The organism is Pseudomonas sp. JQ170C (assembly GCF_035581345.1).
GTDB lineage: Bacteria > Pseudomonadota > Gammaproteobacteria > Pseudomonadales > Pseudomonadaceae > Aquipseudomonas.
On sequence record NZ_CP141608.1, the window covers coordinates 766874 to 786879 of the forward strand.

The window sequence follows — 20006 nt, forward strand, 5'->3', positions numbered from 1 at the left end:
ATGGCCTCCTTTCAGAGGAGACCATGCTGACAGGTTGGCGGTTTCATTGACTGTCTGTTTGCGACCTACGGGCGTCGGTATGCACGCGCGGCGTCGCGGTCTTTCTCTTGCTGCCACTGCTCATCGCGCTCATCCCAGTGACGGGCGCGGTAGTCCTGCAGGTCCTGGTTTTCCTGGAGGGCGTGGCACTGGCGAAAGCCGTCGTCCCAACCGCTTTCGTACTGAGGATTGTGCAGGTAGCGCGGCACGTCCTTGCGAAAGTCCCCGGCCATCACCCCGGCGGCCTGGCGACCACTGCTGCAGCCGTCCTGAAAGCCGTCGGCATAGGCCGGCGGATAACCCTGGTCGATCAATTGCTCATGGGTCGATTGGCAACCTGCGAGCCATATCGCCAACGCCATCATTACCCCGTACCGCCACATAGTCAGACTCTCCGCTTGCCGGGGAAAGTCTAGGTGGGGTGTTGTTGGTGGGGTGTCAAAACGGTGTGAAGGCGATGCAAAAGCTTCGCGGGGCAAGCCCGCTCCTACAGAGCCTGTAGGAGCGGGCTTGCCCCGCGATCTAATGAATCAATAGTGATACCACTTCAGTTCCAGCATCACCTCATTCTGCGCCGTCGACAGCTGGCTGAACTCGCGCTTGGCGCTCAGGCGCAGTCCCAGGTTCTGTGACAGCTCCCATTGCTGGTTCAGGCTCAGGGTGCGGCGTACTTCGCCGTTGGTGAAGTAGTCGCCCTTGGCTTCGAGCGTCATGTTCCCCAGTGGGTTGCGCCACAACAGGCCGGTATTGAAACCGGCGGCCGGGGCAATGAACTCGGCGAAGTCATTGTTGTGCTCCACCCGCACGGTGCCCAGGGCAAAGCCGAGCATGTCGTCGGCCAGTTGCCAGGTACCGCCTGCGCCGCCGTTGACGTGGCTGACCAGTACATCGTCCTCATGCTTGCCCAGCACACGCTCAAGGCCCCCGGTGACTTGCCACGACCAGGGTTGCAGCAAGGCATTGCGTGGCGTCAGCGAGCGGATCGTCGCCAGGTCCAGGCGCTGCACCTGCCAGTCGTTGTTCTCGTACTGGCGCACCTTGAGCTGCAGGATTTCGATCTGCGCGCCCAGGGGGAAGCCGTAGGCATTGTCGTTGAGGTCGTGGTAGGCCATGCGCAGGCCGTACTCGGCGAAGGCGCGGTCTTCGCGGGTGCCCACGCCAAGCTGCCAGGTGCGTGATTCGTGGCCGTCTTCGGGCAGGCCAGGGCGTTCGATGTCCAGCTCGGGCGCCGGATTGCGGTTGATCGCCCGCAGCAGCTCAAAACTGCGTTGGGTGCGCGCCGGATCACGCTCCTGGCCGTTGGCGCGGTAGCGCTCCAGGCGGTACGCCGCGTCCTGGATCAGCGCCTGGCGCTCGCGGGGCAGGGCAGTGAACTCGGCGCTCTGCAGTTGGGCGGTGTCGGCGCTGACCGCCAGCACTTGCTGCTGTTCTTCGACATCCAGCGGCTTGGCCCGCTCCAGCAGCTCGCGTTCGCGGGACGGACGATAGTCGATGCGCTCCACCAGGCCCGACTGCTTGACGGCCTTGACGGTGTCGGTAGGGATGGCTGTCAGCGGGAACTGCGAGGTGAGGTCCAGGCTCGGGCGAGCCACCTGCAACAATTCAAGCAGGCGGTAGGAGCAGTTCTCGTCGAAGAAGAAGTAATCGAACTGGATCTGCTTGAGTTCCCAGATGTGCTCGACCATGCGCCCGGTTTCTTCGGGGGTCAGGTTCAGCCGGTATTCCCACAGGTCGCGGTTTTCCAGGCTGCGGTACTCGGAGAGTTTTTCCTGGTAGGGCACCAGGGCGAACAGGCCGGGGTAGCCGCCCATCAGGCCCTTCCAGGCATAGAGAATGCTGTTGTCGTTGCCTTCGATGTAGGCGCCGAAGTTGATCGCGTAGCTGAGCAGGGCCGTCTCGTTGCTCTGCACATCGGCCTGGTCGATACGCAGCAGGGTATGGCCGAACATCGAGGAGGGGCTGTTGAGGTAGGCCGCCGGGAAGATCATCACCGCGCTGTGCGGCGACACATCCGTGAACCATTGGCGGTAGTCCTTGCAGTCTGGCGCTGGCAGGTCATCGAGCTGGAGTTGCTCGCGCAGCCAGCGGGTGCGTGCCGGGAATACGCACTGCGCATGCTGGTTGCCGAGGTTGGCCGGTGCGTAGAGCGCCTTGAGCGTGGCGCGCAGTTCCTGGTCCGGATGGTGGGCGCCGTCTTCGGCGAGGAAGAAACGTCGGTCATCGACGTAGCTGCGCCAGCCGCCGAGCTTGGCGGTTTCATAGTGACCCAGGGCGATCCAGTAACGGTCGGCAGCCAGTTGCGCAAGGCGCGCGTCATCGAACGAGGGGGCAGCATGCAGCGGGGCGCAGGCACAGAGCGCCAGGTAGGCAAGGCGTTTGAGCATGTCGGGCAACTAAGTCTGAATGATGCCGATAGAGGCGGAAAACAACCCGCCCCGGTAATGGGGCGGGTGGCCGAGCTTAAGCCTGGGTCGCGTACTTGGCCAGGCGTGGATCGCTTTTGAGAATGGCCAGGGTGTTGGAGTGGACATCTTCGGCGGTCACATCCGCCGTCTTGAAGATTTCCTGGAAGTGCTGGTGGGTGACGGCCGCGAAGTGGGCGCGGTCTTCCGGGGCTACACCGAGCACCACGGCATAGGTGGTCAGGGCTTCGCCCTGGCCCTTGGCCATGTCTTCGGAGAGCTCGTTCATCATGCCGTTCATGGCAAACCAGGATTTGCCGCCGTAGGTCAGTGCCGCGTTGGTCGAGCAGCCGTTGGTGCCCGAGGTCATGCCGAAGGTGGCGTTGCCAGACGTGCCGTTGGTGGTGGAAGCGAGGAAGTGGGCCGGTGTGCCGCGTTGGCCCTCGAACAGCATGTTACCCCAGCCGCAGTCCGGTCCGCCTGGCGCCTGGGCCATGGCGTTGAGGGAAACCGCGGTGAACAAAGTACCCAGAAGAATCCGTTTCATAGCGTTGTTCTCTTTCTAGTCGTACATACCAAAGGTCAGGGTTGTCTGGCGTGGCCTTGGGAGCGCTTGCCAGGGGCGGGTCGGTTGTTTACCCAGCCGCGCAGTTATGGAGTTTAGGCACGATCTAAGGGTTCCGTGATTTATTGCGAATAATTGGCTTGAAACATTGACGTAACGCGGCTTTTCGACCCTGCGACATATTGTTCCGATGAGCCTTGCAAGGCGCGGGCAGGCGGCGCCAGAATGCCGTCATCTGCCCCGCCGAAGTAAGGAAGCCCGATGCCCGATCCTGTCGCTGCGAGTCTGCGTCTTGCGCCTGAAGCCCTGACCCGGCCGTTTTCCGCCGAACAGTTCGCTTTTTCCACCACCAATGATCTGGAGCCTTTTCGCGGTGTGCTAGGCCAGGAACGTGCGGTCGAAGCCTTGCAATTCGGCGTCGCCATGCCACGTCCCGGCTACAACGTGTTTGTCATGGGTGAGCCCGGCACCGGGCGTTTCTCTTTCGTAAAACGTTACCTCAAGGCCGAAGGCAAGCGCCTGCACACGCCGTCGGACTGGGTCTACGTCAATAACTTCGACGAGCCCCGCGAGCCGCGTGCCCTGGAGTTGCCAGCCGGCAGTGCCGGCGCGTTCATCAGCGATATCGGTGGCCTGATCGACAACCTGCTGGCCACCTTCCCGGCAGTCTTCGAGCACCCGTCCTACCAGCAGAAAAAAAGCGCCATCGACCGCGGCTTCAATCAGCGTTACGACCGTGCCCTGGATGTGATCGAGCGCGCCTCGCTGGAAAAGGACGTGGCCCTTTACCGTGACAGCAGCAACGTCGCGTTTACCCCCATGGCCGACGGCAAGGCGCTGGACGAGGCGGAGTTTGCCCAGTTGCCGGAAGCCGAGCGCGAACGCTTCCATGAAGACATCGCGGCCCTCGAGGAGCGCCTCAACGAGGAGCTGGCGAGCCTTCCGCAGTGGAAGCGCGAGTCGAACAATCAGCTGCGTCAGCTCAATGAGGAAACCATCACCCTGGCGCTTGGGCCGCTGTTGGCGCCGCTGTCGGAGAAGTACGCGGAAAATGCTGCCGTGTGCGCCTACCTGCAAGCCATGCAGGTGTACCTGCTGCGCACGGTGGTCGAGCAACTGGTCGATGACAGCAAGACCGATGCCCAGGCGCGCAAGCTGCTTGAAGAACAGTACGCACCGAGCCTGGTGGTCGGTCATCACGCCAGTGGCGGCGCGCCTGTGGTATTCGAGCCGCACCCCACCTACGACAACCTGTTCGGCCGTATCGAATACAGCACCGACCAGGGCGCGTTGTACACCACCTACCGGCAACTGCGCCCAGGTGCCTTGCACCGCGCCAATGGCGGTTTCCTGATTCTTGAAGCAGAGAAGATGCTGGGCGAGCCTTTCGTCTGGGACGCACTCAAGCGTGCGCTGCAGTCGCGCAAGCTGAAGATGGAGTCGCCGCTGGGTGAATATGGTCGCCTGGCCACTGTTACCCTCAACCCGCAGATGATTCCGCTGAACATCAAGGTGGTGATCATCGGCTCGCGCCAGCTGTACTACGCGCTGCAGGACCATGATCCAGACTTCCAGGAAATGTTCCGGGTACTGGTGGACTTCGACGAAGACATCCCCATGGTCGACGAGAGCCTGGAGCAGTTCGCCCAGTTGCTCAAGACTCGTACCAGCGAGGAGGGCATGGCGCCGCTGAGCGCCGATGCGGTTGCCCGCCTGGCGACCTACAGCGCACGCCTGGCCGAACATCAAGGGCGCCTGTCGGCACGTATCGGTGATCTGTTCCAGCTGGTCAGCGAGGCGGACTTCATCCGTCACCTGGCCAACGATGAGATGACCGATGCCGGGCACATCGAGCGGGCGCTCAAGGCCAAGGCCACGCGAACCGGGCGGGTGTCGGCGCGCATCCTCGACGACATGCTGGCCGGCATCATCCTGATCGACACCGAAGGCGCAGCGGTTGGCAAGTGCAACGGTCTGACCGTGCTGGAAGTCGGCGACTCGGCCTTCGGTATCCCTGCGCGGATTTCTGCCACGGTCTATCCCGGCGGCAGCGGCATCGTCGATATCGAGCGTGAGGTCAACCTTGGTCAGCCGATCCACTCCAAGGGGGTGATGATCCTTACCGGTTACCTGGGCAGTCGCTACGCCCAGGAGTTCCCGCTGGCGATCTCGGCGAGTATCGCCCTGGAGCAGTCCTACGGTTACGTGGATGGCGACAGTGCGTCGCTGGGTGAGGCCTGCACATTGATCTCGGCCTTGTCGAAAACCCCGCTCAAGCAGTGCTTTGCCATCACCGGATCGATCAACCAGTTCGGTGAAGTACAGGCGGTGGGAGGGGTCAACGAGAAGATCGAAGGGTTCTTCCGCTTGTGCGAGGCACGCGGCCTGACCGGTGAGCAGGGCGCGATCATCCCCAGGGCCAACGTCGCCACGCTGATGCTCGACGAGCGGGTACTGCAGGCGGTGCGCGCGGGCATGTTCCACGTCTATGCGGTCAGCCAGGCCGACGAAGCGCTGAGCCTGCTGGTAGGCGAGCCGGCCGGTGAGCCCGATGCCGAGGGCGAGTTCCCCGAGGGCAGCGTCAACGCCCGGGTGGTGGAGCGCCTGCGCGTGATCGCTGAAATGATCAGCGAGGAGGACCTCAAGGAAGCCGAGAAGGAGCAGGCCGAGCAAGCCTTGGCCCAGGTCAAGCCGACCTGAGTCAAATAATCGGCGCCGCAGCGGGTCTGACCGCTCGGCGCCGGTTTTCCCACGCAGTATCGGAATTCTTCTATCCTGATAAACAGGGACCGTAGTCGCTAAAGGATCGAAACAGCCTTGTCCGCAGGGCTGAACAAGGGTTTACCGAGGGACGTCGCCATGCCGCGCAACCTCAGCCTCACCCGCCAATGCCTGGGCCTGGTGACCCGCATTGAATGCAGCATCCGCCCACTGGCCGGCGACAACGGCATGTGGACCCTCCTGTTTGCCGCCGGCATGGCTGGCGAGCAACCTTCAGCTATCAAGGCCCAAGGGCCGTTTCATGGGCCTTTCGTGGCCGAATCGGTCCTCAGCGCCATTGTCGACAGCCTGACCTTGCACGGTTATCAGGTGGCCGACGACCCGCAGATCTGGTGTGTACACCTGCAAGCCCAGCTACGCCGGATCAATGGTGAGCGGGTCCATCACGTCGGCGACTTCCAGTTCCATCCGGAAACCTGAGCCGCCTGCGCGCCATGCCTGTGGCAGCATGCCACGGGCTTTTTCTGTCATGGCTGGCTGTTATACTCGCGCTCGCTTTTTGGCCACCTGACGAGTTTTCAATGGAACGTATTATCGAAAATGCGATGTATGCCTCGCGCTGGCTGCTCGCCCCGATTTATTTTGGTCTGTCGTTGGGCCTGCTGGCGCTGGCACTGAAGTTCTTCCAGGAGATCTTCCACGTCCTGCCCAACGTCTTCGCCCTGGCCGAAGCCGACCTGATCCTGGTGCTGCTGTCGCTGATCGACATGGCCCTGGTGGGAGGTCTGTTGGTGATGGTGATGATCTCGGGCTACGAGAACTTCGTCTCGCAGCTGGACATCGACGAGGACAAGGAAAAGCTCAACTGGCTGGGCAAGATGGATTCTTCTTCGCTGAAGATGAAAGTCGCAGCCTCCATCGTGGCGATTTCCTCGATTCACTTGCTGCGGGTGTTCATGGACGCACGCAACATCGAGACCCAGTACCTGATGTGGTACGTGATCATCCACATGACCTTCGTGGTATCGGCCTTCGCCATGGGGTATCTGGACAAGCTGACCAAGCACTGATCACTCGCTCGGCGCAGTACTCGACCGCCCGTCCGTTGCAAAACGGACGGGCGGTTGCGTTTTTGCCTTGTGCTTTGCGCCGTGCTGTACGAAAAATGAACGGTCACCCGAAGTGCCAGTCATGAGGTATCGCAATGAACCTTCAACAACTGAACACCGAGGCCAGGGCCGGTCATGTCGAAGAGCTCAACCTGATCGCCATCGAAGGCGGGGATTACATTCTCGAAGCCCGCGTAAAAGGCCACGCCCATCCGCTGTCGGATACCCACGGCGAGCGCCTTAAAGTCCATTCCGTAGTTGATGCGCAGCGCCTGCTCAATGGCTTGCCTGCTGTGCCGCTGCACCTGGTGCATTGGTCGATGGACGATGAGATGTGCGGGGGAGACGTCACCGGCGACGGCGACCTGAAAATACCGATGCCCCGTCGTTCCGCCTGGTAGCTGATCTGCTTTGCCGCAGTGTGCTAGGCTGCTCGCCCTTTTCATAAAGGGCGCAGTTGTCGTGCGCCCTGCTGCGGAGCAAGCAAATGTCCGAAATCAACCTGTCTACCGACGAAACCCGCGTCAGCTACGGCATCGGCCGTCAACTGGGTGGCCAACTGCGTGACAACCCGCCACCGGGCGTGAGCCTGGAAGCCATCCTGGCCGGCCTGACCGACGCCTTCAACGGCCAGGACAGCCGCGTCAGCGAAGCAGACCTGTCGGCCAGCTTCCAGGTCATTCGTGAAATCATGCAGGCCGAAGCCGCTGCCAAAGCCGAAGCGGCTGCTGGCGAAGGCAAAGCCTTCCTGGCCGAGAACGCCAAGCGTGACGGCATCACCACCCTGGCATCGGGCCTGCAGTTTGAAGTGCTGACCGCTGGTGAAGGCGCTAAGCCAAGCCGCGACGACAGCGTTCGCACCCACTACCACGGCACCCTGATCGACGGCACTGTGTTCGACAGCTCCTACGATCGTGGCCAGCCAGCCGAGTTCCCGGTCAGCGGCGTGATTGCCGGCTGGACCGAAGCCCTGCAACTGATGAACGCCGGCAGCAAATGGCGCCTGTACGTTCCGAGCGAGCTGGCCTACGGCGCTCAGGGCGTTGGCAGCATCCCGCCGCACAGCGTTCTGGTATTCGACGTCGAGCTGCTGGACGTCCTGTAACACCTGATCGCGGGGCAACTCCTGCTCCTACCTGTAGGAGCGGGCTTGCCCCGCGATGCTTGTATCAGTTCCACTCAGTCCCACCCCCAGGGCGCAACGCCCGGGCATAGCAGAACAGGAACAGGTTCCTCACCAGCTCCTTGAGCACGATCGGCTCGCTCGAATTCAAACCATTGAGATCCAGGTCACCCTGGTCGCGAAGTTCGTCCAGTGCTTCTTCTTCAAGCACGGCACAGACCTCGCCGGTCTCCCGGTGCAGGATGCGCAGGTACGGATGGGGGCGGTCAAGCCAGGCGTCTATCAGATAAGTCATGGCTATTCTCCTTGGAAGCGTCCAATGAGAATAATTCTTATTATCAAAATAGCAAGTGTCTATTGGCAGAAAATTGCCGGCATGTGCTTGCGCCGTGCTTCGAGGCTGGTGGCCAGCCCCGAAACCACTGGGGTCAGACCTTGCGGACGAACTCCGACTTGAGCTTCATCGGACCGATGCCGTCGATCTTGCAGTCGATGTCATGGTCGCCATCGCACAGGCGGATGTTCTTGACCTTGGTGCCGACCTTGACCACCAGCGACGTGCCTTTGACCTTCAGGTCCTTGATCACGGTGATGGTGTCGCCGTCCTGCAGGACGTTGCCTACCGAATCCTTCTTGACCGCTTCGTCGCTCACTGCTTCGGCGTCACCGGCGGCAGACCACTCGTGTGCGCACTCGGGGCAGATCAGCTGGGTGCCGTCTTCGTAGGTGTATTCGGAGTTGCATTTAGGGCAGGGTGGCAAAGTGCTCACTAGGGTTCCTCAAGACGTACAGGTACAAAGCCTACATTGTATAGGGTTTTGTCCGTCAGAGGTGAGTCGGGCCCATCGAGCGATGGGCCACAGGGCGGGCTCAGTGGGTACGGGCGACAGCGAATTCGCTCAGTTCCACCAGGGCGTCGCGGTATTCGCTGGCTGGCAGTACATCCAGGCAGGCGATGGCGCGGGCCACGTAGTCACGGGCCAGTTGTGCGGTGTAGTCGAGGGAACCGGAGGCTTCGACCGCAGCGCGGATGCTTTCCAGGTCCTCGATACCGCCTTTCTGGATCGCCTGGCGAACCAGTGCGGCCTGTTCGGCAGTGCCTTCGCGCATGGTGTAGATCAGCGGCAGGGTTGGCTTGCCCTCGGCCAGGTCGTCACCGACGTTCTTGCCCAGGGTCTGTGCATCGCCCTTGTAGTCGAGCAGGTCGTCGACCAATTGGAACGCCACGCCAAGGTGATCGCCGAAGGTGCGCAGGGCTTCGCTCTGCTCGGCGGTGGCCTGGGCCAGGGCCGCGGCGCTGTGGGTCGAGGCCTCGAACAGCATCGCGGTCTTGCCACGGATGACGTCCATGTAGACTTCTTCGGTGGTGCTGGCGTCGCGGACCTTGGACAGCTGCAGGACTTCGCCTTCGGCGATGACCCGGGTGGCCTTGGAGAGGATCTGCATGACCGGCATCGAGCCCAGTTCGACCATCATCTCGAACGAGCGCGAATAAAGGAAATCACCGACCAGTACGCTCGGCGCATTGCCCCACAGGGCATTGGCGGTGGAGCGACCACGGCGCATGCCCGACATGTCGACCACGTCGTCGTGCAGCAGGGTGGCGGTGTGCAGGAACTCGATGGTGGCGGCCAGCAGGCGCAGGTCGTCGCCTTCGCGGCCCAGTGCCTTGCCGCACAGCAGCACCAGCAGAGGACGCAGGCGCTTGCCGCCGGCCGAAGTAATGTAGTCGCCGATTTTCGATACCAGCGGTACACGCGAAGTCAGCTGTTTCTTGATAATCTCGTCAACGGCGCTGAAGTCGTCCGCTACCGCGCGGTAGAAAGCTTGGGGTTGCATCGGCCACAGGTGCTCCATAAAGGTTGCGCGGCATGCTAGGTCGCGGGTCCCGGCCTGTCAAGGCGCGGTCCCGGCGGGCCGGGGTCGGGACTTGCAAGGGGCCGGCGGCTTGCGTACAATCGCGCACCCTGAACTTCCTGGGCAGCACCTGCCTTACGCAATTGCACTGGGCCGTTCCAGCCCTATGCAGCCATGCCAGCCAATACTCTTCCTATAAAGAGCTGGGTGAGCAGGATTATCGGAGAAATACCATGTACGCAGTAATTGTTACCGGTGGCAAGCAGTACAAAGTCGCCGAAGGTGAATACCTGAAAATCGAAAAACTGGAAGTCGCCACTGGCGAATCCGTGACTTTCGACCGCGTTCTGTTGGTTGCCAATGGCGACGACGTGAACATCGGCGCTCCAGTCGTTGCTGGTGCAAAGGTTGTTGCTGAAGTGATCTCGCAAGGTCGTCACGACAAAGTGCGCATCATCAAGTTCCGCCGCCGTAAGCACCACATGAAGCGTATGGGCCACCGCCAGTGGTTCACCGAAATCAAGATCACCGGTATTTCGGCGTAATCGCCTAAATCCCATTTCTGGAGAATTGAACCATGGCACACAAAAAAGCTGGTGGTAGTACCCGTAACGGTCGCGACTCAGAAGCCAAACGCCTTGGCGTGAAGATGTATGGCGGCCAGGCTATCATTCCTGGCAACATCATCGTCCGTCAGCGCGGCACCCAATTCCACGCTGGCTACGGCGTTGGCATGGGCAAGGATCACACCCTGTTCGCCAAGATCGCGGGTAAGATCAAGTTTGAAGTAAAAGGCGCCTTCGGTCGTCGTTACGTGAGCGTTGTCGCCGAGTAATCGCGCGAACGCTGGAAAAGCCCTGTCTCGCGACGGGGCTTTTTCGTTTGTGGGGTGAGTCTCTTGCAAAGCTGTTTGTATGGGCTGCCGGCGCTGGTGTTTCGGTCGTTGACGGGGGCCGCCGCGCTCACTTTTGCAAGAGCCTTATGTCTTTGTGTCACTCAGCTCGTCCAGCTGACGAGAGGCGGTTTTTATGAAGTTTGTTGACGAAGTATCGATCCGGGTCAAAGCCGGTGATGGCGGTAACGGTTGCATGAGCTTCCGCCGCGAAAAATTCATCGAGAACGGCGGTCCCAACGGCGGTGACGGTGGCGACGGCGGCTCGGTGTTCATGGTTGCCGACGAAAACCTCAACACCCTGGTCGACTACCGCTACACCCGTCATTTCGAGGCCCAGCGCGGCTCCAATGGCGGCAGCACCGACTGCACCGGGAAGAAGGGCGACGACCTGATCCTGCGCGTGCCGGTCGGTACCACCGTGATCGACTCCGCCACCCAGGAAGTCATCGGCGACCTGGTCAAGCCGGGCCAGAAACTGATGGTGGTCCAGGGCGGCTGGCACGGCCTGGGCAACACCCGTTTCAAATCCAGTACCAACCGTGCGCCACGCCAGACCACTCCGGGCAAGCCCGGTGAGCAGCGTGACCTGAAGCTGGAAATGAAAGTGCTGGCCGACGTTGGCCTGCTGGGCTTGCCGAACGCCGGCAAGAGTACCTTCATCCGCTCGGTCTCGGCCGCCAAGCCGAAAGTCGCCGACTACCCGTTCACCACCCTGGTGCCGAACCTGGGCGTGGTCAGCGTCGACCGCTGGAAAAGCTTCGTCATTGCCGACATTCCCGGCCTGATCGAAGGCGCCTCCGACGGTGCCGGCCTGGGTATCCGCTTCCTCAAGCACCTGGCCCGTACCCGCCTGTTGCTGCACCTCGTCGACCTCGCGCCGCTGGATGAAAGCAGCAGCGCCGATGCCGCCGAAGTGATCGTCAACGAGCTGACCCGCTTCAGCCCGTCGCTGGCCGAGCGTGACCGCTGGCTGGTACTGAACAAGACCGACATGCTGATGGACGACGAGCGTGACGAGCGGGTCAAGGAAGTGGTCGAGCGCCTGCAGTGGGACGGTCCGGTCTATGTGATCTCGGCCATCTCCAAGCAGGGCACCGAGCAGCTCAGCCGCGACATCATGCGCTACCTCGAAGACCGTGCCGATCGCCTGGCCAACGACCCGGCCTACGCCGAAGAGCTGGCTGACCTGGATCAGCGCATCGAAGACGAAGCCCGTGCCCAGCTGCAAGCCCTGGACGATGCCCGTGCCCTGCGCCGCAGCGGCGTGAAGAGCGTTCACGACATCGGCGACGACGATGACGACGACTGGGATGATGACGACGAAGACGGTCCGGAAATCATTTACGTGCGCGACTGATTCGTTGCAGTACACTAAACGCCGCTCTCTGGAGCGGCGTTTTAGTATCTAAAGATCTCTATAGGTTGGAAGAAGATGCGGAGCAAGGTGACGGGTGCGCAGCGCTGGGTAGTGAAGATCGGCAGTGCCCTGCTGACAGCAGATGGCAAAGGCCTCGATCGCACGGCCATGGGCGTCTGGGTCGAGCAGATGGTGGCGTTGCATGAGGCGGGTGTCGAATTGGTGCTGGTATCGTCCGGGGCGGTTGCCGCCGGGATGAGCCGGCTGGGCTGGTCCAAGCGACCCAGTGCCATGAATGAGCTGCAAGCGGCGGCCTCGATTGGCCAGATGGGCCTGGTCCAGGCCTGGGAGTCGAGCTTCGCCGAGCACGACAAGCACACTGCGCAGATTCTCCTGACCCACGACGACCTGTCGGACCGCAAGCGCTACCTCAACGCGCGCAGTACCCTGCGCACGCTGGTGGAGCTGGGCGTGGTGCCGGTGATCAACGAAAACGACACCGTGGTGACCGACGAGATCCGTTTCGGTGATAACGACACCCTGGCGGCCCTGGTGGCCAACCTGGTCGAAGCCGACCTGCTGGTGATCCTCACGGACCGCGACGGCATGTTCGACGCCGACCCGCGCAACAACCCCGATGCCCAACTGATCTATGAAGCCCGCGCCGACGATCCGAGCCTGGATGCGGTCGCTGGCGGTACCGGTGGCGCGCTGGGCCGTGGCGGCATGCAGACCAAGCTGCGCGCTGCGCGCCTGGCGGCCCGTTCCGGTGCCCACACCATCATCGTCGGTGGTCGCCTGGAGCGCGTGCTCGATCGCCTCAAGGCTGGCGAGCGCCTGGGCACCTTGCTGTCGCCGGAGCGCGGCATGCTCGCTGCGCGCAAGCAGTGGCTGGCCGGGCACCTGCAGACCCGTGGCACCCTGGTGCTCGATGCCGGTGCCGTTCAAGCCCTGCGCCAGGCCAACAAGAGCCTGCTGCCGGTCGGCGTCAAAACCGTGCAGGGGAGTTTCCGCCGTGGCGAGATGGTCGTCTGTGTCGGTCCGGACGGTATGGAAGTCGCCCGCGGCCTGGCCAACTACAGCGCCCTGGAAGCACAGAAGATCATCGGCCAGTCTTCCGAGGCCATCGAGAGCCTGCTGGGCTACATCGCCGAGCCTGAGCTGGTTCATCGCGACAACCTGATTCTGGTCTGAGGAAACAACCGTGTTCAAAGGGATAGTTGCAGCGGCGTTGCTGGCATTGCCGGCAGTGGCGGCGGCCGAAGAAATCGGTCAGGTATCGACCGTGTTCAAATTCGTCGGGCCGAACGATCGCATCGTCGTCGAGGCTTTCGACGACCCGAAAGTCGAGGGTGTGACCTGCTACCTGTCCCGTGCCAAGACGGGCGGTGTGAAGGGCGGCCTGGGCCTGGCCGAGGACCGTGCCGAAGCCTCCATTGCCTGTCGCCAGGTAGGGCCGATTCGCTTCAAGGAGCAGCTCAAGGACGGTGACGAGGTGTTCAAGGAGCGCACCTCGCTGGTGTTCAAGACCATGCAGGTGGTGCGCTTCCTGGACAAGAAGCGCAATACCCTGGTCTACCTGGTGTACTCGGACCGGCTGATCGAAGGTAGCCCGCAGAACGCGGTGACGGCGATTCCGATCTTGCCCTGGCCCCAGCAGTAATCCTCGCGGGGCAAGACCGCTCCTACGCTAGGAGCGAGCTTGCCCCGCGATTGCGTCAGACCGAAGCCTCTTCCTCTTCCTCGCGCACAACCGCCTTCACTTCATCCAGCCGGCTGATGAACTTCCAGTCTGCTTCGTCGATGTAGATCCCGTTCGGCCCGCTGCCGCCTTCCAGGTCGATGGCGACATGCGCTGAAACCTGCGGCTTCACGCTCGCCAGAATCGGTACGAAGCCCAGCTGCAAGCTGGTTTCCAGCAAGGCAGCCTGGTTGCGTTCGTCGATGTCCGCGGCCTCGTCCAGGTAGTACGGCAGACGCACGCGGCCGGCCAGGTCGCGGTCCATCAGGTGCAGCAACAGGTACATGTTGGTCAGCGCCTTGATGGTCATGGTGGTGCCGTTGGACGCCGCACCGTCGATGTCGGTGTGGATCACCGGCTGACCATTGACCTTGGTGATCTCGAAGGCCAGTTCAAACAGGTCCTTGAGGCCCAGCTGGTTGTGGTTGGACGCTACCAGGCGGGCCAGGTACTCCTTGGCTTCCTCGTTCTTGTTGTCCTGCTCGGCACTGGCGCTCAGGTCGAACACCGACAGGGTCTCGCCTTCTTCGTACTGACCGGCGCTGTGGATGATCTGGTCGATGTGCTTGAGCGCTTCCTTGTTCGGTGCCAGCACGATGCGGAAGCTTTCGAGGTTGGACACCTGGCGTTTGTTGATCTCGCGGTTGAACAGCGCCAGCTGGTGCTCGAGGCTGTCATAGTCGCTGCGGATGTTGCGCAGGGTTCGGGCGATGTCGGTGACCGCCGCGCGGCGCGCCTTGCCCAGGGTCAGGGCTTCGTCGGTGCGGTGCGCGTAGGCGTTGATCAGCAGTTGCAGGCGGCGCTCCATGTCGTCTTCGCTGTCGAACTTGGCCACGCCCTTGAGGCGTACCTGGGCGTACAGCGCCTCGATCTGGCCATCGACCCGCAGCAGGCTCTGCCAGCTGTCCTGATAGTCGTTGAGCAGTGGCAGCAGGTTGTCCATGGAGTCGTCCACCGACTCCATGAACGGCGTACCGAACGGCAGGTCGGCCGGCAGTAGCTGGCGGCGGCGCAAGGCGTCGTCGAGGGTGCGCTGCTTGGCTTCCATGTCGGCGATCTGGCGGCCGACCAATTGCAGTTTGGCCGACAGCTGCTGGACCCGTTCGGTGAACGCATCGCTGGAGCGCTTGAGCTCGTCCTGGGCGGCTTCCATCTGCGCCAGCTGCTCGAGCTTGTCGCCTTCCTCGGCAGACAGCGTCTGGGTGCGGCGGAAGTCTTCCAGGGCCTTTTGCGCGTCCAGTACCTGCTGGTACAGGGTTTCGGTCTGGGTTTTGCTCGCCGCGCGGTCGGCGGCTACCGCCTGCTGGGTCTTGAGCTGCTTGAGCTCTTTTTCCAGGCGCTCCTTCTGGTCGCGCAGGGCGGCGCGGTCGGCCAGGGCTTGCAGGGCCGGCGGCTCGATGTGCGAGAGGTCGATCGACAGGCCGGGGACTTCAAAGCGCTCGCCCTTGAAGCCGTCGAGCACTGCTTCCAGGGATTTGACCCACAGGTCGCTGTCGTCCAGCTCGATGCCGCGCTCACCCAGCGGCAGACTGAACAGCGCGCCATTGAACAGGCGCATCAGGCGCTCGACATCCTGCTGGGAGAACTCTTCGCGCAGACGGGCGTAGCTGTTGTTGTCGGCGTGGTCGAGCTGCTGCTTGACCGACTTGAGGCGTTTTTCCAGGTCGCGCAGACGCTCTTCGAGGTCTTCGGCGCTGAACTGGCGGGACTGGGCCAGCGCGCCGGCCAGTTCGTCGTGGGCGTCCTTGGCGGCCAGCAGTTGCTGCTCCAGCACCTTGACGTCATCGACCAGGGCGAAGCGGTGCTTGAGCACCGACAGCTCGCCGAGCCAGCGCTGGATGCCGGTGATTTCGCGCTCCAGGCGCATCAGCTCCTGGGTGCCGCCACGCTGGTCGTTCTGCAGGCTGTCCTGTTCGTTCTTGTAGTGCTCGGCCTGGATCACCAGCTCTTCCTTGCGGGCGCTGGCGTAGTCCTGCCAGGTGCCCAGCAGCGAGTCGAGCAGCGGCGACAGGCGATGCAGCTTGCCACGCAGGATGTCGCGCTGGGTCACGCCGTTGGCTAGGGCCTCGACCAGGGGGCCGGCGGCGACCAGGGAGTTGTAGTCCTGCTCCATGCGGCGCACGTCGCGGAAGGCTTCTTCGCAGGCGGCGATGTAGTCGACGCTGCCCGAGCGCAGGCTGTGCTCGAAGGCGTCGAGGAACAGCTGCTTGAGCTTGGCCGCGGTGATCTCGCGCATGTGCAGCAGGTTGATGAACAGCGCGCGGAAGGTCTTCAGGCTCTGCTCGCTGGTGGAGCGCAGCGGGATCAGGGTCAGGTCCAGCGGGATCGAGGTGTGGCCGCCGACCAGCAGGCGACGCAGCTCATCGGGCTTGAGCTCGTAGGCCTTGAGGCCGTTGCGCTCCAGGTTGCTGAACAGTTCTTTCTGGCGCAGGCAGGTGTCGTTCTTCTGGTAGTGGGCCAGGTCCAGCTCGCCGGCATAGGCAAAGAACTGGTGACCGAAGCCGCCACCCGGGCCGCGACCGACCACACCGATCACATGCGGGCCGTGGGGCAGGTTGACCTCGCAGAGGATGTAGCTGGTGTCGCTGGCAAAGTAGAAGCGCCGGGACTGTTCCAGGCTGTACTTGCCGAAACTCATGTCCGACATGCGCGCCAGGATCGGGAACTGCAGGGCGTTGATCGAGGCGGATTTACCCAGGTTGTTGGCGCCGTAGACCGACAGCGGGTGTTCCAGCGGGAACAGGCCCAGGCTGTAGCCGGCGGTATTGAGCAGTGCAAAGCGGCGAATGCCGTAGCGTTCCTGGCTCATGCATCAATCTCCTGTTGCTCTTCGGCAATGGCGCGGGCCAAGGCGTCTTCTTCACTTTCCTCGAACGGGCTCAGGTCGAGCGGGTCGTCGGTCCGGTTCAGCACTTCGGGGTTTTCTTCTTCGACCAGTACCGGCGTTGGCAGCGGCAGGGTGCTGTGCAGGCTGGCGGCGAGGTCGCGGTCCTGCTGCACCGACAGGCACACGTCGAGGAAGCGGTGCATCGGCGGCAGGAAGCGGTAGATGCCGTTTTCTTCATGGGCAAAGCCCAACTGGGTCATGCGGCGCATGATCTTTTCTTCCAGCTCGTCCGGGGTCTGCACTTCGGCCTGGATGAACAGGTCGCGGTACTTCTCCAGCATCGAGGGCAGCTCGTCACGGCCCAGGCTGCCGCCATCGAGCACCGACATCGGGTCGCGGCCCTGGTCGGCCAGGTGCTCTACCAGGATGAAGGTGAACAGCGACAGGCGCTGGGCCGTCTTGTTGACCTGGGCGGCGGCCTGGTCGGGAACGAAGTAGTAGAAGCCACGGGTGTCGCACACCAGCTCGAAGCCCAGGGCCTTGAACAGGCCACGGTACTGGTCCTGGAAGTTCGACAGCTGGCCGTACAGCTCCGGGTCGCGGCGACTGATGTGAAAGCCCTTGAACAGCTCGCGGAAGATCGGTGCGAGCTGGGACAGTTCGGAAAGATCAAGATGCATGGGCAGGGCTCGCAGTTGGTTCAGGCGATGGTTCGCGGCTGGATGTCAGGGCGAAGGAACGCAGGCTGACCAGGTGTTCGCGGGTGGTGTATTCGCGGCGTTCGAGGCGCTCGCGGGTAAAGCGCTTTTCCCGCGACAGGCGCGAGAACCAGTACAGCAATTCGTCGGTGGCGCCGTCGGGCTCCTGGTCCAGCAACCAGACCATCAGGTCGGGCAGTGGCAGGGCGCTTTCGCAGCGCTGGAGCATCTCCTTGACCGTGCGCGGCGCCTTCTGGTTGTCGCTGCGGTTGCTCTTGTGGGCCTTGGGGAACTGCGCAGGCTTGGGCTCGAAGCGGGCCAGGGCGTAGACATAGGCCTCGACCTGACTGGCGCTGCCCAGGAAGGTGCTTTGCGGGCGGGTGAACAGTGGCATGGCCGCCTGCGGCACGGCGTCCAGCCCCTTGCGGCGGATGACCGAGAGGGCCAGGGCGGCGCCACGGGTCACGGCGTTGTGGCGGCGGGCTTCTTCGCGCAGCGGCAGCAGCAGTTCGCGGGCATGGCGCAGGGTCAGCTGGGCGCTGGTCTGCATCTCAAGGATTCGCGCGTGGGTGCGCAGGAGCATGTCGTCGTCGACCAGATGGCCCAGGCGGGCCTGTTCGCCCAGCAGGCGCAGCAGCACCGTCTCGACCTTGCGCACGCCTTGCTCGAAGGCGCCGTCAGCGTTGACCAGCTGGATCATGGGCTCGACGTACTCGTCCCAGGTCGCCAGTACTTCGGCATAACGCTGGCGCAACGGAATCTGCCGGTCGCTGGTCTTGGCCCGTTCGGCCACGGCAACCAGGGCCTGTTCGTCGTTGTCGAGTTTTTTCAGTACGTCGCGCACGCGCATGTCGAGCAAGCGCAGCTGGCGGGCCAGGTCGTTGCTGTCACGAATCTCGAAGGCGTCCTGGATATGCCCGGCCAAACGCTCGAGGTGGCGCAGGTAGGCTTCGATCTCGAGGCACAGGCCCAGGCGGTGTTCGCGGCGCAGGTAGGCGAGGAAGTCGTGGATCTGCGCATTGAGCTCGAATCGGTTGGGGCTCTTGGCCACCGGCACCAGAATATCGAGGCGAATCCAGACGTCGAGCAGGCTGGTGATGTCCTGGGGCGTGCTCTCCAACTGCTGGCTGGCCAATTGCTGGCGCAGTTCGCCGAGGCTCAGGGTGCCTCCGTCGAAGCGCTCGCACAACGGCTCAAGCAAGGCCCAGTGTTCGGCTAGGGCGCGCAGGACGCGCTTGGGTTCGATCATTGGCGGGTCGACTCGTTGCCAAATAAAAGCGCCGATTGTACTGCATCAAGTGCCTGTCGATTCACCCCCTGATCGTTTCGCGAGGCTTCCCGGCGGATTTGTGCCGATCAACAGCGGCGCAGCGTGGCGAACAACGTTAGAATGGCGCCCCTGACTTATCCACAGATGGCCGACCCTTCTTGTTAATCGAGTCCCGCCGCCGCGCTTACCTCAACGCCATGCAAGTGGTGCACTGGCTGCCACGTGCCGAACTGCCGTTCGCCGCACCGTCGCGCCCGGCGCTGTTGCAGCCGGTGGCGCCGCTGGAGGAGCCGGTATTCGAGCCGCAGGCACAGGCACCTGCTGCGGTAGCCGTGGCACCCAGCGCACCGGTAGCGCGCAGTGGCGAGCGACCGAAGATCGAAATCCCGCGCCCTGGCAGCACGCCAAAAGTGGCCGGCAAGCCGGCGGCGGAGGCCGAAAAGGCGCCTGTTGCAGCGCGCCCGGCACCCGTACCGCCACCGCGATTTGCCCTCCAGCTGCTGCGTGCCGGCAATTGCCTGCTGCTGGTCGAACTCGCCACGGGCGAGCCGTTCCAGAGCCGCGACCCGTCGTACCTGCTGCTCAAGGACATGCTGCGCGCCGCCGGTTTGCCCGACAGCCCGCAGATCATCGGTGAGCCGGTGCGTTGGCCGTTGCTGGTGCGCGGCAACATCGACCAGGGGCCGCAAGCGGCCACCGATTTCGTCCAGGGCTTTATCCAGGCCCGGCTTGAAGAGGCGCCGTGCGTCTGTTTGTGGCTGGTCGGCCTGCCTGCCGTGCGTTTTGCCGGCGAGGCGGATGCCGAAAGTTATTACCGCGAGCTGCCCGTCGAGAGCCTGGGCGCTGCCTGGGCCTTGCCTGGCCTCGAACTGTTGATGGACGAGCCGCAGCGCAAGGCGGACGTCTGGCAAGCCATGCGCCGGCTGATGGCGCGCTGGAAACCAAGTGATGAGTGACACGATCAGCTTCCGCCGGATGACCGAGGCGGATCTGGATGCCGTACTGAAGATCGAATACGCCGCCTTCAGCCACCCCTGGACCCGCGGGATTTTCCTCGACGGGCTCAAGTCCTATGAGATCTGGCTGATGTTCGAGGGCGAGCAGCAGGTCGGTCATGGCGTGATCAACGTGATCATCGACGAGGCCCACCTGCTCAACATCACCATCAAGCCCGAAAGCCAGGGCCGTGGCCTGGGCTTGCGCCTGCTCGAAGAGTTGATGACGCGCGCCTACGCGCTCAACGGCCGCGAGTGCTTCCTTGAAGTGCGTGCCAGCAACCAGTCGGCCTACCGCCTGTACGAACGCTACGGCTTCAACGAGATCGGCCGGCGTCGCGACTACTACCCGATTGCCGGTGGCCGTGAAGACGCGCTGGTCATGGCCTGCACCCTGTTCGAGTAAC

21 protein-coding genes are annotated in these 20006 nt (G+C 62.9%); 12 read left to right on the forward strand and 9 right to left on the reverse strand.

The genetic code is table 11. The features are described 5' to 3' along the window. Window positions 1-65: 65 nt before the first annotated feature. From U9R80_RS03335 to U9R80_RS03345, 3 genes are all read right to left on the reverse strand, one after another. Window positions 66-422, reverse strand: a complete 357-nt coding sequence (locus U9R80_RS03335; RefSeq protein WP_301842550.1) for a hypothetical protein — start codon at window positions 420-422, stop codon at window positions 66-68. A 147-nt stretch (window positions 423-569) separates the two neighbouring features. Further along, window positions 570-2423 (reverse strand): Lnb N-terminal periplasmic domain-containing protein, encoded by a 1854-nt coding sequence (locus U9R80_RS03340; protein WP_301842548.1) that lies wholly within the window; start codon window positions 2421-2423, stop codon window positions 570-572. Window positions 2424-2499: 76 nt separating this feature from the next. Beyond that, window positions 2500-2988 (reverse strand): DUF3015 domain-containing protein, encoded by a 489-nt coding sequence (locus U9R80_RS03345; RefSeq protein ID WP_301842546.1) that lies wholly within the window; start codon window positions 2986-2988, stop codon window positions 2500-2502. A gap of 279 nt (window positions 2989-3267) precedes the next feature. Here U9R80_RS03345 and U9R80_RS03350 point away from each other — a divergent pair, with 279 nt between their 5' ends. The 5 genes from U9R80_RS03350 to U9R80_RS03370 all read left to right on the forward strand — a co-directional run bounded on the left by U9R80_RS03350 (window position 3268) and on the right by U9R80_RS03370 (window position 7941). Beyond that, on the forward strand, window positions 3268-5706 hold the full coding sequence (locus tag U9R80_RS03350) for a Lon protease family protein (RefSeq protein WP_301842541.1): 2439 nt from the start codon (window positions 3268-3270) through the stop codon (window positions 5704-5706). 159 nt (window positions 5707-5865) lie between these two features. Then, window positions 5866-6207 (forward strand): PA4575 family protein, encoded by a 342-nt coding sequence (locus tag U9R80_RS03355; RefSeq protein WP_028944043.1) that lies wholly within the window; start codon window positions 5866-5868, stop codon window positions 6205-6207. 101 nt (window positions 6208-6308) lie between these two features. After that, window positions 6309-6797, forward strand: a complete 489-nt coding sequence (locus tag U9R80_RS03360) for a TIGR00645 family protein (protein ID WP_028944044.1) — start codon at window positions 6309-6311, stop codon at window positions 6795-6797. Between the two features lie 134 nt (window positions 6798-6931). Further along, window positions 6932-7237, forward strand: coding sequence for a DUF6482 family protein (locus U9R80_RS03365; protein WP_301842538.1), 306 nt, complete (start codon window positions 6932-6934; stop codon window positions 7235-7237). Window positions 7238-7323: 86 nt separating this feature from the next. Then, complete coding sequence (locus tag U9R80_RS03370; RefSeq protein WP_301842537.1) at window positions 7324-7941, forward strand: FKBP-type peptidyl-prolyl cis-trans isomerase; 618 nt, start codon at window positions 7324-7326, stop codon at window positions 7939-7941. Between the two features lie 64 nt (window positions 7942-8005). Here U9R80_RS03370 and U9R80_RS03375 read toward each other — a convergent pair whose 3' ends face one another. The 3 genes from U9R80_RS03375 to U9R80_RS03385 all read right to left on the reverse strand — a co-directional run bounded on the left by U9R80_RS03375 (window position 8006) and on the right by U9R80_RS03385 (window position 9798). Continuing rightward, entirely contained in the window at window positions 8006-8254 is a 249-nt protein-coding gene (locus U9R80_RS03375) for a PA4570 family protein (protein WP_028944047.1), read from the reverse strand. Between the two features lie 133 nt (window positions 8255-8387). Next, window positions 8388-8729, reverse strand: a complete 342-nt coding sequence (locus U9R80_RS03380) for a zinc ribbon domain-containing protein YjdM (RefSeq protein WP_028944048.1) — start codon at window positions 8727-8729, stop codon at window positions 8388-8390. 100 nt (window positions 8730-8829) lie between these two features. Beyond that, window positions 8830-9798 (reverse strand): polyprenyl synthetase family protein, encoded by a 969-nt coding sequence (locus U9R80_RS03385; RefSeq protein ID WP_301842534.1) that lies wholly within the window; start codon window positions 9796-9798, stop codon window positions 8830-8832. 251 nt (window positions 9799-10049) lie between these two features. Between U9R80_RS03385 and rplU the strand changes: the two genes are divergently transcribed. The 5 genes from rplU to U9R80_RS03410 all read left to right on the forward strand — a co-directional run bounded on the left by rplU (window position 10050) and on the right by U9R80_RS03410 (window position 13731). Next, complete coding sequence (gene rplU, locus U9R80_RS03390) at window positions 10050-10361, forward strand: 50S ribosomal protein L21 (protein ID WP_038614793.1); 312 nt, start codon at window positions 10050-10052, stop codon at window positions 10359-10361. Between the two features lie 32 nt (window positions 10362-10393). Continuing rightward, a complete protein-coding gene (gene rpmA, locus U9R80_RS03395) occupies window positions 10394-10651 on the forward strand; it encodes a 50S ribosomal protein L27 (protein WP_010225698.1) in 258 nt (85 codons plus the stop codon). Between the two features lie 193 nt (window positions 10652-10844). Beyond that, complete coding sequence (cgtA, locus tag U9R80_RS03400) at window positions 10845-12068, forward strand: Obg family GTPase CgtA (RefSeq protein ID WP_301842523.1); 1224 nt, start codon at window positions 10845-10847, stop codon at window positions 12066-12068. A gap of 75 nt (window positions 12069-12143) precedes the next feature. After that, on the forward strand, window positions 12144-13262 hold the full coding sequence (proB, locus tag U9R80_RS03405) for a glutamate 5-kinase (protein WP_301842519.1): 1119 nt from the start codon (window positions 12144-12146) through the stop codon (window positions 13260-13262). Between the two features lie 10 nt (window positions 13263-13272). Further along, window positions 13273-13731, forward strand: coding sequence for a CreA family protein (locus tag U9R80_RS03410; RefSeq protein ID WP_301842518.1), 459 nt, complete (start codon window positions 13273-13275; stop codon window positions 13729-13731). A 55-nt stretch (window positions 13732-13786) separates the two neighbouring features. Here U9R80_RS03410 and mksF read toward each other — a convergent pair whose 3' ends face one another. From mksF to mksB, 3 genes are read right to left on the reverse strand one after another with little or no spacing between them, the layout of a single operon-like run. Beyond that, a complete protein-coding gene (gene mksF, locus U9R80_RS03415; protein WP_301842517.1) occupies window positions 13787-16618 on the reverse strand; it encodes an Mks condensin complex protein MksF in 2832 nt (943 codons plus the stop codon). Continuing rightward, on the reverse strand, window positions 16615-17316 hold the full coding sequence (gene mksE / locus U9R80_RS03420) for an Mks condensin complex protein MksE (protein ID WP_301842515.1): 702 nt from the start codon (window positions 17314-17316) through the stop codon (window positions 16615-16617). Before mksE ends, mksF begins: the two co-directional genes overlap by 4 nt. Beyond that, window positions 17306-18583 (reverse strand): Mks condensin complex protein MksB, encoded by a 1278-nt coding sequence (mksB, locus tag U9R80_RS03425; RefSeq protein ID WP_301842514.1) that lies wholly within the window; start codon window positions 18581-18583, stop codon window positions 17306-17308. The genes mksE and mksB overlap by 11 nt, the downstream gene beginning before the upstream one ends. Before the next feature lie 179 nt (window positions 18584-18762). Here mksB and U9R80_RS03430 point away from each other — a divergent pair, with 179 nt between their 5' ends. Together U9R80_RS03430 and rimI are read left to right on the forward strand one after the other, a co-directional pair. Beyond that, entirely contained in the window at window positions 18763-19560 is a 798-nt protein-coding gene (locus U9R80_RS03430; protein ID WP_301842513.1) for an energy transducer TonB, read from the forward strand. Beyond that, window positions 19553-20005: a ribosomal protein S18-alanine N-acetyltransferase gene (gene rimI, locus U9R80_RS03435; protein ID WP_301842512.1), complete on the forward strand. Its 453-nt coding sequence runs from the start codon at window positions 19553-19555 to the stop codon at window positions 20003-20005. The genes U9R80_RS03430 and rimI overlap by 8 nt, the downstream gene beginning before the upstream one ends. Window position 20006 lies beyond the last annotated feature (1 nt).